The organism is Streptomyces sp. NPDC004667 (genome assembly GCF_040609475.1).
Classification (GTDB): domain Bacteria; phylum Actinomycetota; class Actinomycetes; order Streptomycetales; family Streptomycetaceae; genus Streptomyces.
This window is the reverse complement of record NZ_JBEXKC010000012.1, coordinates 79,204-92,486: the sequence shown is the minus strand read 5'-3', so window position 1 is coordinate 92,486 and position 13,283 is coordinate 79,204. Positions and strand designations below refer to the sequence as shown.

At 71.2% G+C, this 13,283-nt stretch carries 13 protein-coding genes; 8 read left to right on the top strand and 5 right to left on the bottom strand.

Annotation, left to right across the window (positions count from 1 at the left end; genetic code table 11):
• The first annotated feature begins 149 nt into the window (after positions 1-149).
• Positions 150-1,388: a serine hydrolase gene (locus tag ABZW32_RS09590; protein WP_356213577.1), complete on the top strand. Its 1,239-nt coding sequence runs from the start codon at positions 150-152 to the stop codon at positions 1,386-1,388.
• Between the two features lie 41 nt (positions 1,389-1,429).
• Here ABZW32_RS09590 and ABZW32_RS09585 read toward each other — a convergent pair whose 3' ends face one another.
• On the bottom strand, positions 1,430-2,299 hold the full coding sequence (locus ABZW32_RS09585) for a glycosyltransferase (RefSeq protein WP_356213574.1): 870 nt from the start codon (positions 2,297-2,299) through the stop codon (positions 1,430-1,432).
• Between the two features lie 321 nt (positions 2,300-2,620).
• Here ABZW32_RS09585 and ABZW32_RS09580 point away from each other — a divergent pair, with 321 nt between their 5' ends.
• Positions 2,621-4,189, top strand: a complete 1,569-nt coding sequence (locus ABZW32_RS09580; protein ID WP_356213571.1) for an alpha/beta fold hydrolase — start codon at positions 2,621-2,623, stop codon at positions 4,187-4,189.
• 22 nt (positions 4,190-4,211) lie between these two features.
• Here ABZW32_RS09580 and ABZW32_RS09575 read toward each other — a convergent pair whose 3' ends face one another.
• Positions 4,212-4,919: an SDR family oxidoreductase gene (locus ABZW32_RS09575; protein ID WP_356213568.1), complete on the bottom strand. Its 708-nt coding sequence runs from the start codon at positions 4,917-4,919 to the stop codon at positions 4,212-4,214.
• A 502-nt stretch (positions 4,920-5,421) separates the two neighbouring features.
• On the opposite strand from ABZW32_RS09575, the gene ABZW32_RS09570 reads away from it, so the two are divergent.
• The 4 genes from ABZW32_RS09570 to ABZW32_RS09555 all read left to right on the top strand — a co-directional run bounded on the left by ABZW32_RS09570 (position 5,422) and on the right by ABZW32_RS09555 (position 8,133).
• On the top strand, positions 5,422-5,847 hold the full coding sequence (locus ABZW32_RS09570) for a lactococcin 972 family bacteriocin (RefSeq protein WP_356213565.1): 426 nt from the start codon (positions 5,422-5,424) through the stop codon (positions 5,845-5,847).
• A gap of 161 nt (positions 5,848-6,008) precedes the next feature.
• Entirely contained in the window at positions 6,009-6,644 is a 636-nt protein-coding gene (locus ABZW32_RS09565; RefSeq protein WP_356213563.1) for a DUF6518 family protein, read from the top strand.
• Between the two features lie 16 nt (positions 6,645-6,660).
• Entirely contained in the window at positions 6,661-7,098 is a 438-nt protein-coding gene (locus tag ABZW32_RS09560) for a transposase family protein (RefSeq protein ID WP_356213560.1), read from the top strand.
• A 324-nt stretch (positions 7,099-7,422) separates the two neighbouring features.
• Positions 7,423-8,133 carry a CDP-diacylglycerol diphosphatase gene (locus tag ABZW32_RS09555; protein ID WP_356213557.1) on the top strand — a complete coding sequence of 237 codons (711 nt, stop codon included), beginning with the start codon at positions 7,423-7,425 and terminating at the stop codon, positions 8,131-8,133.
• Between the two features lie 70 nt (positions 8,134-8,203).
• Here the strand turns inward: ABZW32_RS09555 and ABZW32_RS09550 are convergent, their stop codons facing one another.
• Positions 8,204-8,503 carry an antibiotic biosynthesis monooxygenase gene (locus ABZW32_RS09550; protein ID WP_356213554.1) on the bottom strand — a complete coding sequence of 100 codons (300 nt, stop codon included), beginning with the start codon at positions 8,501-8,503 and terminating at the stop codon, positions 8,204-8,206.
• Between the two features lie 363 nt (positions 8,504-8,866).
• On the opposite strand from ABZW32_RS09550, the gene ABZW32_RS09545 reads away from it, so the two are divergent.
• Positions 8,867-9,910 (top strand): hypothetical protein, encoded by a 1,044-nt coding sequence (locus tag ABZW32_RS09545; RefSeq protein ID WP_356213551.1) that lies wholly within the window; start codon positions 8,867-8,869, stop codon positions 9,908-9,910.
• A 107-nt stretch (positions 9,911-10,017) separates the two neighbouring features.
• Here the strand turns inward: ABZW32_RS09545 and ABZW32_RS09540 are convergent, their stop codons facing one another.
• On the bottom strand, positions 10,018-10,389 hold the full coding sequence (locus ABZW32_RS09540) for a hypothetical protein (RefSeq protein ID WP_356213548.1): 372 nt from the start codon (positions 10,387-10,389) through the stop codon (positions 10,018-10,020).
• 268 nt (positions 10,390-10,657) lie between these two features.
• Between ABZW32_RS09540 and ABZW32_RS09535 the strand changes: the two genes are divergently transcribed.
• On the top strand, positions 10,658-12,877 hold the full coding sequence (locus ABZW32_RS09535) for a hypothetical protein (RefSeq protein ID WP_356213545.1): 2,220 nt from the start codon (positions 10,658-10,660) through the stop codon (positions 12,875-12,877).
• Here ABZW32_RS09535 and ABZW32_RS09530 read toward each other — a convergent pair.
• Positions 12,844-13,206 carry a hypothetical protein gene (locus ABZW32_RS09530; RefSeq protein WP_356213542.1) on the bottom strand — a complete coding sequence of 121 codons (363 nt, stop codon included), beginning with the start codon at positions 13,204-13,206 and terminating at the stop codon, positions 12,844-12,846. The two genes, ABZW32_RS09535 and ABZW32_RS09530, sit on opposite strands and share 34 nt — an antisense overlap.
• Between the last annotated feature and the right edge of the window lie 77 nt (positions 13,207-13,283).

The window sequence follows — 13,283 nt, the reverse complement described above, 5'->3', positions numbered from 1 at the left end:
CCTGACCAACGGCCGAGCGGGCCCGGGGTTCGGCGAGCCGCCACCGCTGACCTGGTATTGGTCCCCGTCCATCCGCAGACCGGCGACGTGTGGCAGCAGCCTCGGGCCGGGGCGGTGCCGGTGCCGGTGGAGCTGCTTTCGAGAGCGCGATGTCCCGCATCCGCGACGTGCGGGGCCCGGACACCCGGGCGGTCACCGCCCTGCTGATCGCCGTCCTCGCGGCCGACGGCACCCCTACGATCGGCGGCATGTACCACCCGGCGCGCGGCTACGGGCACTTGCTGCCCGATCTGCCCGCGCACCGGGCACCGGGCACCGGCATCACCATCACCATCACCATCACCGCCCGCGGAGGCACGAAGCCGATGACGCACGTCCCGTTCACGTCCGACGACACCGCCCGCCTCGCCGAAGCCCTCGACCAGGCCGTCGCCGACGGCGCCACCCCCGGCGGTGTCATCGCCCTCGGCACCCTCGGCGAAGCACCGCGCTTCCTGACGGCCGGCCGGGTCGCCGACGAACTCGGCGGTACCGCGCCCGGCCCGGACACGATCTACGACATCGCCTCCCTCACCAAGGTCGTCGCCACCTGGCCGCTCGTCTGCCGGGCCTTCGACGCCGAAGTCCTCTCCCGAACCGCCCCGGTGCGCGAGTACCTGCCCCCCATCGACGGCCCGGCGCCCAGCGGGGAGGCCACCATCGAGCAGCTCCTCACCCACACCGCCGGTCTGAAGGCCTCCACCCGCCTCGACCACTACCGCGGCACCGACCGGCCCCTGCACGAACTCCTGTGCCGCGAAGGCCTCGAAGACACCCCCGGCCGTCACCGGTACGTCAACCGCGGCTACATCCTCCTCGGCCTGGCCCTCGCCCACACCCGCGGCCGTCCCCTCGACGAACTCGGCCGCACGCTGTGGGACGACCTCGGCATGACCAGTACGACGTACGGCCCCGTCACCCGCAGCCCGCAGGTCGCCCCCACCGAGCGCCGCATCCCCGGCGCCCCCCGGATCTGGGGCCAGGCCCACGACGACAACGCCGCCCTCCTCGGCGGCGTCGCCGGCCACGCAGGGGTCTTCTCCACGGCCCGGGACCTCGCCCGCTACGCCGGGTACCTCATCGACCCCACCGGCGACCTCCACGACTGGCTCCGCGCCTCCACGCTCCCGTACGTCCCGATCGAGACCGGCCTGGACCGCGGCCTCGCCTGGATCTGTGCACCCGGAGACGTCGCGTACCACCACGGCTTCACCGGCACCAGCCTCTACCTCGCCCCTGGTTCGGGCCGCTACCTCGCCATCCTCACCAACGCCGTCTACCACGGCGAAGCCCGCAGGAAGACCGCTCCCCTGCGCACCCTCGCCCTGAAGACCATCACCGCCACCTGACCCGGGCACCGACCGCCACGCACAGGGTGGGTGTCCGCCCGTCAGAACACCGGGGGACGTCCCAGCCGCGTCATCCGCCACACGGTCCGCCACCGCATGGGCCGCCTGGGCGGGCAGGGCACGCGCACCCCTTCGAAGAAGCCCGACCACCAGGCGGCCAGCCCCGACAGCGGTGGCCGCTGCACCAGGGTGTACGCGGCCCACGTCGCCAGGTAGACCGGCACCAGGACGCCGGGCAGGTGCCGCTTGGCCAGCCAGACCCGGTTCCGTCCGGTGTTGCGGTAGTACACCTCGTGCCGGGACGCCGCAGTCCGCGGGTGTTGCAGCACCATGTCGGCCCGGTAGTCGATCTCCCATCCGGCATCCAGCGCCCGCCAGGCGAAGTCGGTTTCCTCGTGGGCGTAGAAGAACGGGGCGGGGAAGTCGCCCACCTGGTCGATCACGCTCATGCGGATGGCGTGGCCGCCGCCGAGGAACGTCGTCACCGGCCCGGACACCAGCGGGTTCCTGCCTCCCAGGCGCGGGACGTGCCGGCGCTGGCTCGCCCCGGTCTCGTCCGCGATCCGGAAGCCGGCGATGCCCAGCCGCGGGTTGGCGGCGAACGCTTCCCGGACCAGCCGGAAGGTGTCCGTACGCGGCAGCGATCCGTCGTCGTCCAGGACCACCACGACGTCGACGTCGCCGCGCTCGCGCAGCCGGCGCACACCGGCGTTCCGGCCCCCGGGGATGCCCAGGTTCTCGGGCAGCCCCACCCCGTCCACCCCGTCCGGGAGCGGGGGCAGGGCGACGCCCTGGGCCAGGACCACGACCGTTGCCGGACCGCCTTCCTGAGCGGCAACCGAGTCCAGCAGAGCCCGCAGCTCCGCAGGCCGGTCGCCCATGGTCAGGATCACCACACCGATGTTCGGCATTGCGCTGTCCGTTCCCTTCGCACGTGGTGCTGTTCGGCCGCCGGGTGGGCCCGCATCACGGCCAGGGTCCTGCCCGCGTGCGACGCGACCGTCGCCGTGGCCTCGACGGCCGGCAGGGCACCCGCCGCCCATCCGCTCGTCCAGGCTACGGCGCTGAACGCGGCGCCCGGTGAGCGGCGCGGCGTACCGGCCCGGCGACGGTCCGTGTGCACGTACCCGGACCGGCGAGTAGCGTTGGTCGTGTGCGTTGCGCCCGCACCGCCGCGGCGTCGCCCAGCGGGGCGGCCGTCGAGCGGCAGAGGATGCGGCAGAGGATCTCCCATGGCAGAGCACGGCTTCCGTAACAGGGCGGCACCTGCCGGGGCCCTCCTCGCCCTCCTGGCAGCACTCGGCCCGACACCGGCGGGCGCCGCACCGCCTACCACCGGTACCGCCGCCGCTACCACCGCCCCCGGCAAGGCCGCCCCGTCACGTTTCGTGCCGGGTCCCTGCCCCCGTACGCCCGAGCCGATCGAAGCGCTGGCCACCGCCCGGTGCGGATACCTGGAGGTCCCGGAGAACCGCGCCCGCCCCGACGGCCGGAAGATCCGGCTGGCCGTGGCGGTCATCCCGGCCGCTTCGCCGAAGCCCGCCCAGGACCCCGTGGTGTTCATGTCGGGCGGCCCCGGTGGCGAGACCTTCGACGACATCCCCTTCCTGGTCTCCTCCGGCCTGAACCGGGACCGCGAACTGATCGTCATGGCCCAGCGCGGCAATCTCTACGACGAGCCCGCCCTCACCTGCCCCGAGCTGGACCGCTTCTACGCGACGTCCGTGGGCCTCCCCTCCTACGCACCGCAGACGCAGAGGCTCATGCTCGACGCGGTGAAGCAGTGCCGGGACCGCCTGACGTCCGACGGAACCGACCTGAGTGCCTACAACAGCACCGAGAACGCCGCCGACTTCGCCGACCTGCGCAAGGCGCTCGGCATCGGGCAGTGGAACGTGTACGGCCACTCCTACGGCAGCAACCTGGCCATGACCTACCTTCGCCTGCACCCCCAGGGGATCCGCGCGGTGGCGCTCGACTCCATCGCCCCTCCGCAGTACGTCTCCCTGCCCTTCGCCTGGGCCGGCGCCCGTGAAGGCCTCGACCACCTCTACGAGGCCTGCGCCGCGGAGCCCCGCTGCAAGAGCCGCTACCCGGACCTCGCACGCACCCTGAACGAGCAGGTGCGCAAGCTGCAGGCCCACCCGCTGACGCTGAACGTCAAGCCGCCGCAGGGCGGAGAGCCGGTCAAGGTCGTCCTCGACGGCGGCGCGCTGGTCAACCTGCTCGTCGCCAAGGCGATCCCGTTCAAGGACGTGCCGGCGGCGATCGACGAACTCGGCCACGGCAATCCGGAGCGCTTCGCCCGCGCCCGCGCCGCCGGATCGGTCCAGGCCGTCGGCCAGACCGCCCACGGACTGACGAACTCGGTGGTGTGCGGCGAATGGGTGCCGGACCACTCGGCCTCCGATGTGCTGAAGGCGGGCCGCAAGGCATTCCCCGACTGGCCGGAGCCGGTCCTGGCCCAAGCGCCCCAACTGGCCTTCCAGGACCAGGTCTGCCGCGTCTGGAACGTGCCGGACCGCACGGCCACGATGCGGGTGGCCCCCGCCGGCACGGTGCCGACGCTCTTCCTCAACGGGACGTTCGACATGAAGACCGGGGCGAGCTGGGCCCGGAAGGCCGCCCGTACGCTGCCCCGCTCGACCACCGTGCAGATCCCCGGCATCGGGCACTGGGTGGTCCCGCAGTCGCCCTGCGCCCAGAAGGTCCTGGCGTCCTTCCTGGCCCGTCCGACCGCGCCCGACACCGGCTGCGTGGCGAGCTTCAAGTCGCCACCGTTCACGATCACCCCGAAGTGACCCGAGGTGGCGGGAGCCCCGCCTACCAGGCCAGTGGCTCACCGTCCCGGAAGAAGCCGCCGGTGGGGCCGGAGTCGGGCAGGGTGGCAGCCCAGACGACACCGGCGGCGCCCTGCTCGACGGGTGCGCCGCCCGAGCCGCCCATGTCGGTGGCGATCCAGCCCGGACAGACGGCGTTGACCAGGATCCGCTCGGCGCGCAGTTCGTCGGCGAGCTTGCGGGTGAGGGCGTTGAGGGCGGCCTTCGAGACTCCGTAGGCGGGGGTTCCGCCGGACATGTGTTCCAGGGATCCGGACTCGCTGGAGACGTTCACCAGGCGCGGGCGGGCTGAGCGGCGCAGCAGCGGCAGGAACGCCTGCGCGGTACGCCAGGCGCCGAAGAGGTTGGTCTCCAGGGTGTCGCGGACCTCGTCGAGGTCGACGGAGACGGCGCGCCGGGTGGTGTCGTAGTTGATGGCGGCGTTGTTCACGAGGACGTCGAGGCGCCCGAACTCCACCTCCACGCGGCGAGCGAGCGCACGCACACCGTCGGCGTCGGTCACGTCCAAGGGGTACGGCACAAGCCTGCCCGGCACTCCGGGAGCCAGGTCGGCGACGGCCTGTTCGGCGTCCCGCGGACGGCGGGCGCACAGCAGGACGGTGTGGCCGAGCGCGGCCAGCTGACGCGCGGTCTCCCGGCCGATTCCCCGGTTCGCGCCCGTGACCAGCGAAATCGGCGTGGCGGTGCTCATGTTCTCTCCTCGGCGCGGATGATCTGGATTCGAACCTCACGCTATGCCGTCGCCCTGCGCACACGGATCAGGCTCGAGTCGCAGGCGGCCCGAGGCCTTGGACGTAGTCCCCACGGACCACCGTGACCGTAGGGCTTGATCAAATTCCGTAAGCGTCTGGATTGACGGTGATTCCCAGGATGGGGACGTGCCGAAGGTCGGGCCGCTCTTCCCCGGTCTACGAGTGGCCGTCAGGATCCGGCCAGAGTAGCCGAAAAAATAATGGATTGGAAAGTATCGGGCCCGCGTGCTATTGGGTCGTTTCACGCAATCTCAGCCATGCGGAATGCCTGAATTCGGGTGGGTGTCTGTCTCAAAGGTGACTTCTCGGCCAGATCGACATGTACGCAAGATGTTCACGTCAACCAAAGCGATCAGAGCGCGAGGGGCATGTTCTGATCACAAACAGACGGGGATTACGTTGAAGAAGCCCGGGAAATTCACTCTCGCCGCGGTCTCCATTGTGACCGCCGCTGGAGCGCTCGTCGCCGCCGGACCGGCCACTGCGGCCACCCCGACGGCCCCGCAGTTCCAGGTCTTCACCTTGGCCAGCGGAGCCACCCCTCCGGCCGCGCTCATAGGCCCGCACGGCGAGAAGCCCACCGAGTGGGGCGTGGCGTCTTACAAGGTGGACGCGTCCGCCAAGTCGAGTGTCGCTCCGATAGCGAACGCCAGTGTCGGTGGCGGGACTTGGAACTACGGCACCGCGGCCGAGTGGAACGGCAAGAGGTGCTACTCGAACTACATTCACCCGAGCAAGAAGCACTCCGCGAGCGTGGCGTTCGCGGGCGGCACCGACAAGGACATCCAGGAAGCTGATATTTGGGCCGGAGCCTGGCTCGTTGCCGGCGCCGCCTACACGTGCAACGCCTACTGGGGCGTCTACTAAACCCCGGCTGGGTCGCAGTCCTGTTTGCCGAAGGTCTGGCCGGCTGTGCTTACTGCGCGGTGCGGCCAGGCCTTCGGGTTTCTTGCTTGCAACCTAGCGGGACGTGAAGAGACTCGGTAGGCTGGCGCGCACCCTTCATCCCATGCATCGAGGTTCTGCACGTGCGTACATCCTTATCGACCGTCACGCTCACCCTCGCAGGCTGTGCGATCGTCGGAATCTCTGGACCGGCTCTGGAGTCGGTAGGCGGGCACGCCAGTCATGCGGCAAGCATCGCCTTGGTGGCAGGGTGGATGTACGCATTGGTGGCTTTCATTGCCGGGCTTCTGGCTCACTCGAAAAAACGTGCGGCCATAATGGGTTTTGTTTCTCTAGTGGTTACCGTGTTCGCCTACTACACAACAAAGGCGATTCAAGGTGACTTCAGGACGCCCGATTTCAGTCGCCCGAGTTCAGGAGCTCTGACTTTCGCATGGGGTGACTTCCTCTCCATGCTCGCCTTGTGGTGTGTCTTCGCTCTCCTCCTGGGTCCGCTCTGCGGGCTCGCGGGGCAGTGTGCACGCACCGGGCCCTACCGTCTCCCTTGTCAGCTCGTGGTCCCACTGGTGGTGATCGTGGAGACCTCCATGCGACTGTCCGTGGAGGCGGGCAAGCAGGAAGCACTAGTGGGTACCACCTGGAGCGTCACCCGCGGCCTGGCGGTAGTTGTGATCCTGGCCCTCGTCTGTGCCGCTGCTGTGGGCACCCGGCGCCGACGGTCCTCCGAGGCCCGGCAGGACTCGACGACACGAAGCTGACCCGTACCTCGACTCGGTGCCCGACCCCCGTGCATGGCGGGGCCGGTGGTACTCGCTGACAGCGATCCTGCTGGTGGGTGCCTGTGCGGTCGTCTCGGGAGCCCGGAGCATCGACGAACTCGCCGAGTGGGGCCGGCGTGCCGCAGACACGCTGCTGAAGACCATCGGCATCCGCCGCCATCTGCTGGGATGGCGGCGTACCCCGTCGGCGGCCACGATCGGGCGCGTGCTGGGGGCTGTTGACGGTGACGCCCTGGACCGGGCGGTCGGCGCCTACCTGGCCGACCGACACCGCGCCGCCACCGGGACCCGCGCCGCAAGCCCTGGACGAGCAGCCGTGATAGCCGTCGACGGCAAAGCACTCAAGGGGTCATCCCGTCTCGACGCGCACTCCCCATCCTGGGCATCACCGTCAGCCCAGATGCCTACGGAACTTGATCAAGCCCTGCCGTGACCGCCTTCCGGCGTAATACCTGTCCTTCCCCCATTTCCTTGCCGGGAAAAGGGCGGACCACCGCCTAATTTGTGAGCGGACCAGAGGCCGTCGATCATCGGAGCCCACCCCGTGAAAGAAGCCGGCAAGACCAATGACATGCCCCGGCGTCATTTCGTGGTGCTTTCGGGTGCCCTGGGCGCCGGAGCGCTGCTGGCCGGTACGGGGGCCGGCGCGTCCGCGGCGACACGTCCCGGCTCCACAGCCGGAGAGCCGTCGTGTTGCCCCTGTCCCACGGACCCGAATCCCCCGGGAGCCGGACAGAGTCCCTGCCCACCGGCCCAGATGCAACCCGTCTGCGGCAGCCCCGCCGACACCGACCCGCTGTGGCAGGACGTGCAGTACTGCACGCAGGGGATCGTCCCGCCGGCGGGGAAGCCGGAATGCCTGAAGACGACGCCCAACTACGTGGTGCTGCACGGCAAACCCGAGACGCAGCACAATTACCTCCTCCTGCCGAGTTGCCGGATCACGGGCATCGAATGCCCGTTCCTCCTGTCGGCCGGCGTCGCGAACTACTGGCACGAGGCCTGGGAGAACGCCCGCCAAGGAGGAGACGTCCCCGTCCAGTACCCCAACCTCGGGCTGGGGATCAACTCACAGTCCGCCCGGCGCTACAACCAGCTGCACATCCACATGGCGGGCGTCCGGGAGAGCACGCAGCGGCGGCTCCAGGCCCTTGAGGCATCGGGGCGTGTCGCCCCTCAGCCGTCGCAGTGGGGGGACGCCCAGTACCAGGCTGCCGTGACGGGAGCGGATGGAACGGGCGACCGCACGTACCGGATCCTCCGGCTCAACGCGCTCACGCAGAACCTCTTCGACCTGCTGAACCGCTACGTGGTGCGGAGGTTCGGGCTGGACATGGCGGGCCAGACCCTGATCGTCGTGCCGAAGATGACCGCGACGGGATTCGCGGGAACCTTCTACGTCCTCAACAGCGATTCCTCCCTCCACGACGGGACGAACACCTGCGACCACCTGCTCGTGTACAGCTGAAGCCCTCCGGGCGGCCTCCGGCAGACCTCCGGCCGAAGGGCTCCGGACGGAGCGGCCACGACGGGCGGGTTCACGACAGCTTGGCGGCCAGGATGTCGATCTTCTGGATGTCGGGGGTGCCGGCGAGCAGGGTGGGGGTGATGTTCATCAGGGCGGCCGCGATCTTGCCGTTCAGATGGGCCTGGCGCCCCGCCTCGTCGTCGAAGGTGTCGAAGACCCCGAAGCTGGTGGGACCGAGCTTGAAGGAATACCAGGTCACGGTCTGGGTTTCCTGACGGGCGAGTTCCAGGGCCTGCTCCAGGAGTTCCTGGACCTGTGCCGCGTGCTCGGGCTTGGCCTCGATGCGGGCCAGAAGACCGGTGTGGGTCATGGGTTCCGTACCTTTCGTTCCGAGTCGGTCCGTGGCGACCGGTAGAGCCGGGATGGAAACGGACGTGGTGGGAGCGAGGGCCGTCGTCATTGCGGATGTCCGCACTGGCCGCCCTCGGGCAAGGACGGAATGCGGAGCGGCCGCACGACGGGCCGCACCGGACACGGGAGTACCGATCGTCACACGTACCTGACACTCCGTCATGCAGGCTCGGCGGCGCGGCCCCCATGGTTCCGCCGCCGCTCACCTGGACGGACGCACGGAGGGCCGCACACCCTCGGTGACCGCCCCCGCGGACCGACGGTGAAGCCGCCCCGCCCCGGGCAGCTCCCGGTGTCACAGGTCGCTGGCAGCATCTCCGTCATGACCTTCATCCGCACCACCCCGCCGAGGCCGGTCGACGTGACCGCGGTCTTCCCCCAACTGGCCGCGCTGGCACGCCCGGCGACCCGGCTGCACCCCCGCCCGGGGACCCCGACTCCGCAGGACAGCTCGATCGGCGGGCCGCTGCTGTGGCCCGCGGACGAGCCGTGGCCGCACTGCGACGCCCCGCACGAGGGAGGCGACCACGTGCTGGCCGCGGTGCGGGTGGATCAGCGCGTACGGGCGAGAGCGGCGGCGCACCCGGACGGGACTCCCGGCGCCTCCTCGCGCACGCCGCAGGAGAACGCGCTCCTGGAGCGGATCGACTGGGACGAAGAGCGACCCGACGGCCCGATCCCCCTCCTGCCGGTGGCCCAGTTGTACGTACGTGACGTCCCCGTGCTGCGTCCGCCCGGGCAGGCCGATCTGCTCCAGGTGCTGTGGTGCCCCTTCGACCACCCGGACATGTACATGCCGCGGACCGCTGTGTTCTGGCGGTCCGCGTCCGCCGTCACCGACCTCCTCACCTCGCCCCCGGAACCGTTCGACGTGGAGTTCGAGGAGTACGTGCCCGAGCCGTGCGTGCTCGCGCCGGAGCAGGTCACCGAGTACCCCAACCCCCTGGAGTTGAGCCAGGAGCTGCGAGAGCAGCTGGGCGACTGGGGCAGGTGGGAGGCGGCCGACGCCGGTGTGGACAGCTCCTACGCTCCCTACCCGGATTCCTACTACCGCAGCGATCTGTCCGTCGCCCCCGGCTGGAGGGCCGGTGGCTGGCCCCAGTGGGGCTACACCGACCCCGCCCCGCGGCAGTGCCCCGCCTGCGACACCGCGATGGACCCGCTGCTGACCATCGACACGTTCGAATGGGACGGCGCCGACAGCAGCTGGATACCGTACGAAGACCAGGCCGCCGCGTCCTCCACCGGTGACCGCCACCGCGACACGGTGCGACCGACCCGTGTCCAGATCGGCAGCGGCTACAAACAGCAGCTCTACGTCTGCCCGGCGGCGCCGGAACATCCCCACATCGAGCTGATGCAGTAGCCGGCCGGACCACGCAGGGCATGGAACCAGCCGTCCGAGAGGAGCGTGATACGACGCAGTCCGCCGTGAACGCCGCGGCGGGCTCCCTCACCGATCTCGGTGACTGCTCAAGACTCCCCGCCGTGGGGCGGTCCCGCTTCCGCCGCGGCTTTGTCGAGGATCCGCCCGATCTCCGCAGCGATCATCCGTCCCTCCTCCACGTCGGTGACGTATGCGGCCCGCGCTTCCAGGTGCGGCAGCCGCGCCGCGAGGTCCGGATGCCGCTCGATCGCGACGTGAAGGGCCCACTGGCGCAAAAACCTGCGCATCGGCGCCGAACTGACGTCCTGCCGCGCCCGCGCCACCGCCGCAGCGCGCTCGGCGTCGAAGGTGGCCACCGCATCCGGTGCGATCCGCGCCAGCGCCGTCCGCAGTTCCTCGACCGTGGCCGCCGGCTGCGGCACGCCCCCACCGTCCGGGCGTTCGGCAGCGGTGCTCATACCGCACCCTCCCGTCCGTTGTTCGGCTGCCGGCGCCGATGCGTGGCGGCCAGGGTGGAGACGTGCCGACGGGACCACATGGGTCAGGCGTGGGGAGGTCGTCATGAAACGACCTTGCCCCACCCCACCCGCAAACGCACGCGCGCTTGACAACCAGGGCACGCTGGCTGCACAGCGCGAGGTGCCGGAACGGGGAGAGCCCAGGTCTTGAGCGCCCGGTCTCCGAAGCGCCGGGGCGATGTCGGACCCGGCTGGCAGGATGCCCCGCATGGATCTCGTACACCCGCTCGCCGGCCTGGATGCCCATCCCTGGCACTCCTTCACCCATGCGTACGGCAGCGCCGAAGACGTGCCGGATCTGCTGCGGGCCCTGACCGCGACCGACGGGGACGCGGCGCACGAGGCACTGTCGGAGCTGTACGGGTGTGTGCTGCACCAGGGGACGGTCTACGCCGCCAGCGCGGAAGCGGTGCCGTTCCTCGCCAGGATCGCGGCCGCCGGCCACCACACGGCGGACGTCCTGGAACTGCTCGGTGGCATGGCCGAGAGCGAGGACGAGCACGGCCTGGTGCCGGGCACGGTACGGGCGGCGGTGGCCCGGGAGCTTCCCCTGCTCATCCCGCTGCTGGCCGCGGCGGAGCCGGACGTCCGCCGGACCTCCGCATGGGCGATATCCCACACCCGAGCGACCGAGGCCGCGCTGCCCGCACTGCGCGTGCGCTGGGAGGCGGAATACGAACCTGCCGCGCGCGCGGAGGTCCTGGGCGCGGTCGCCCGGCTCGACCCGCGGGCGGGAGCGGCGGTGGCGGCCACGGTCCTGGACCCGTCCCGGCCCGCGCAGGTGCGCATGGCCGCCGTCTTCGCCCGCCTCGACGCGGACGCTCCGTGGACCGACACCCTGCACGTGACGATGATGTCCCTGCTGCCCGCCGACGCCCTGCGCTCCGGCCTCGACCTCCGACGCGGTGAGCCGCTGGCCGCCGTCGTCGAGGCCCTCCTGGGAAGGGGACGCCGGCCGGAGCGTGAGGCAGCGTTCGTCCTGCTCGACGCGGCCCTGCGTGACGGCCGCGCCGAGGTGCGGGCCGAAGGTCTCTGGGCGGCCGACCGCGCCTGCATGCTCTCCCGCAGTGCCCCGCCGCGGCTGGTGCCGAGCCTGTGCGCGGCGGCCGTCGACGAGAAGTCCGTGATCGACACGTCCTCCCTCCTCGGCCGACTGGGTAGCGTCGCCGCACCGGCTGCGGACGTCCTCGCGCCGCTCGCCGGACGGAACCCGCACGAGGACGACGACCACGCCGACCGGGCCCTGGCCGCGCTCGTGCTCGTCGCGCCCGCTCGGGCGGTTCCCCTCCTGGCCGCGAGCCTCGGATGGCGCCCACGGGCCCTGGACGCCGCCACCGGCCGCCGGAACCCCGCTGCCCGTGTCCTGCCCTTCGACGGGGATCTCCTTGACGCCGTCCGGGGCCGCCTCTGCCGGCCCGAAGCCCTGAACGGCAACGAACCGTCGCAGCTGACCGGCCTGCTGGCGGGATGGGGCGCCGACGCCGCGCCTGCGCTGCCCGAGCTGTGCGCGGCGCTCCCGCACCATCCGAGCCAGGCAGCCCGGGCCATCGCCTCCGTTGCCGAGGCCGGCGCTCTGCCGGATCGCACGCGGGCCATCAACTCCTTGCGGGCAGCGGCCGAACAAGGAGTCCTGCACGCGGCGAAGGCCCTGTACACCCTCGCCGACGAGCCCGCACCGCTGTTGAGCTGCCTCGAACGGGAACTACGGGGCGGCCGTGACCTCGCAGGGGCCGCCGCGGCCGTCGGCCTGCTCGGTTCCCGGGGAGCGACGCTGGCCCCGCTCCTGCGCGAGGCACTCAGCGGCTCCGACGGCGACACCACTCCCGGGCTGGACGCGGACACGGCGCTCGCCGAAGCCCTCTGGCGCGTCACCGCAGACGCCGCCGCGGCCGTTGCCGTTCTCGACTCGGTACTCGCCCGCGCCGAACGCAGCCCCTGGTCCCGGTGGTCGGTGGTGCGGGCAGCCCGGGTGGCGGCGCTGCTCGGCCCGGCGGGCCGGCCGCTCGCCGCCCGTCTGGAAGCCGCTCTCGGCGATCCGGTCCGGGCACCGGCCGCGGTGGTGGCCCTCACGGCCGTCGCAGACCCGGCCTCGCTCGACCGCACCGCGCTCGCCGAGGTGGCCCTGCGCTCCGCCGAACAGGACGCGGATCCCTCAGGGGCGTGCGACGCGCTGGAAGCCCTCGGCTCCTCCGCGTTGACCACGGACCACCTGCGCCGAGTGGCCGCGCTCGCCGACGGCGACACCCGGATCGTTCGCTCGGGAGTCGAAGACCGCATCATCCACCAGGACGAAGCCCTCCGCATCCGGGCCCGCCGGCTGGCGCTCGCGTTCGACGCGTGCGGCGCTGGGGCGACTGACGGCCGGTGCCCCGGCCGCCAGTCGGCCGTTGTGGGTCAGCAGCTCACCCAGGTCACGCCGGCCACGTAGAACCAGTCACCGCCGGGTGCGAAGATCTCGACGTACCGGGAGGCGCCCTTGGGCCCGACGGACTGGGAGTGGACGTAGGACCGGCTGTTGTAGAGGTAGCCGGAGACCCGCGGGCAACGACCGTCCGCCTTGTCGTCCGTCACGGTCGCCACGATGACGTTCTTGTCCTCGCAGTACTGGATCCAGGCGTGGCCCTCGGCGCGGCTGGAGTACCAGGCGTCCCCGCACAGCCAGGCGGCCCCTGCGGGAGCTGCCGACGCGGATCCGCTGAGCAGCGTGGTGGCGAGCAGTGCGGCGCTGCCCAATGCGGCTGCCATCTTCTTGCGCATGCTGAACTCCTTCACGATGACGGTGGACGACAGGGGTGACCTACCGACATCACCCCCCCCGTGACCCAATATGACGG

Bases quoted from the DNA above. Each gene is read 5' to 3' on its own strand.
- ABZW32_RS09590 (WP_356213577.1), top strand. From the start codon at position 150: ATGTCCCGCATCCGCGACGTGCGGGGCCCGGACACCCGGGCGGTCACC.
- ABZW32_RS09585 (WP_356213574.1), bottom strand. From the start codon at position 2,299: ATGCCGAACATCGGTGTGGTGATCCTGACCATGGGCGACCGGCCTGCG.
- ABZW32_RS09580 (WP_356213571.1), top strand. From the start codon at position 2,621: ATGGCAGAGCACGGCTTCCGTAACAGGGCGGCACCTGCCGGGGCCCTC.
- ABZW32_RS09575 (WP_356213568.1), bottom strand. From the start codon at position 4,919: ATGAGCACCGCCACGCCGATTTCGCTGGTCACGGGCGCGAACCGGGGA.
- ABZW32_RS09555 (WP_356213557.1), top strand. From the start codon at position 7,423: ATGCAACCCGTCTGCGGCAGCCCCGCCGACACCGACCCGCTGTGGCAG.
- ABZW32_RS09550 (WP_356213554.1), bottom strand. From the start codon at position 8,503: ATGACCCACACCGGTCTTCTGGCCCGCATCGAGGCCAAGCCCGAGCAC.
- ABZW32_RS09545 (WP_356213551.1), top strand. From the start codon at position 8,867: ATGACCTTCATCCGCACCACCCCGCCGAGGCCGGTCGACGTGACCGCG.
- ABZW32_RS09540 (WP_356213548.1), bottom strand. From the start codon at position 10,389: ATGAGCACCGCTGCCGAACGCCCGGACGGTGGGGGCGTGCCGCAGCCG.
- ABZW32_RS09535 (WP_356213545.1), top strand. From the start codon at position 10,658: ATGGATCTCGTACACCCGCTCGCCGGCCTGGATGCCCATCCCTGGCAC.
- ABZW32_RS09530 (WP_356213542.1), bottom strand. From the start codon at position 13,206: ATGCGCAAGAAGATGGCAGCCGCATTGGGCAGCGCCGCACTGCTCGCC.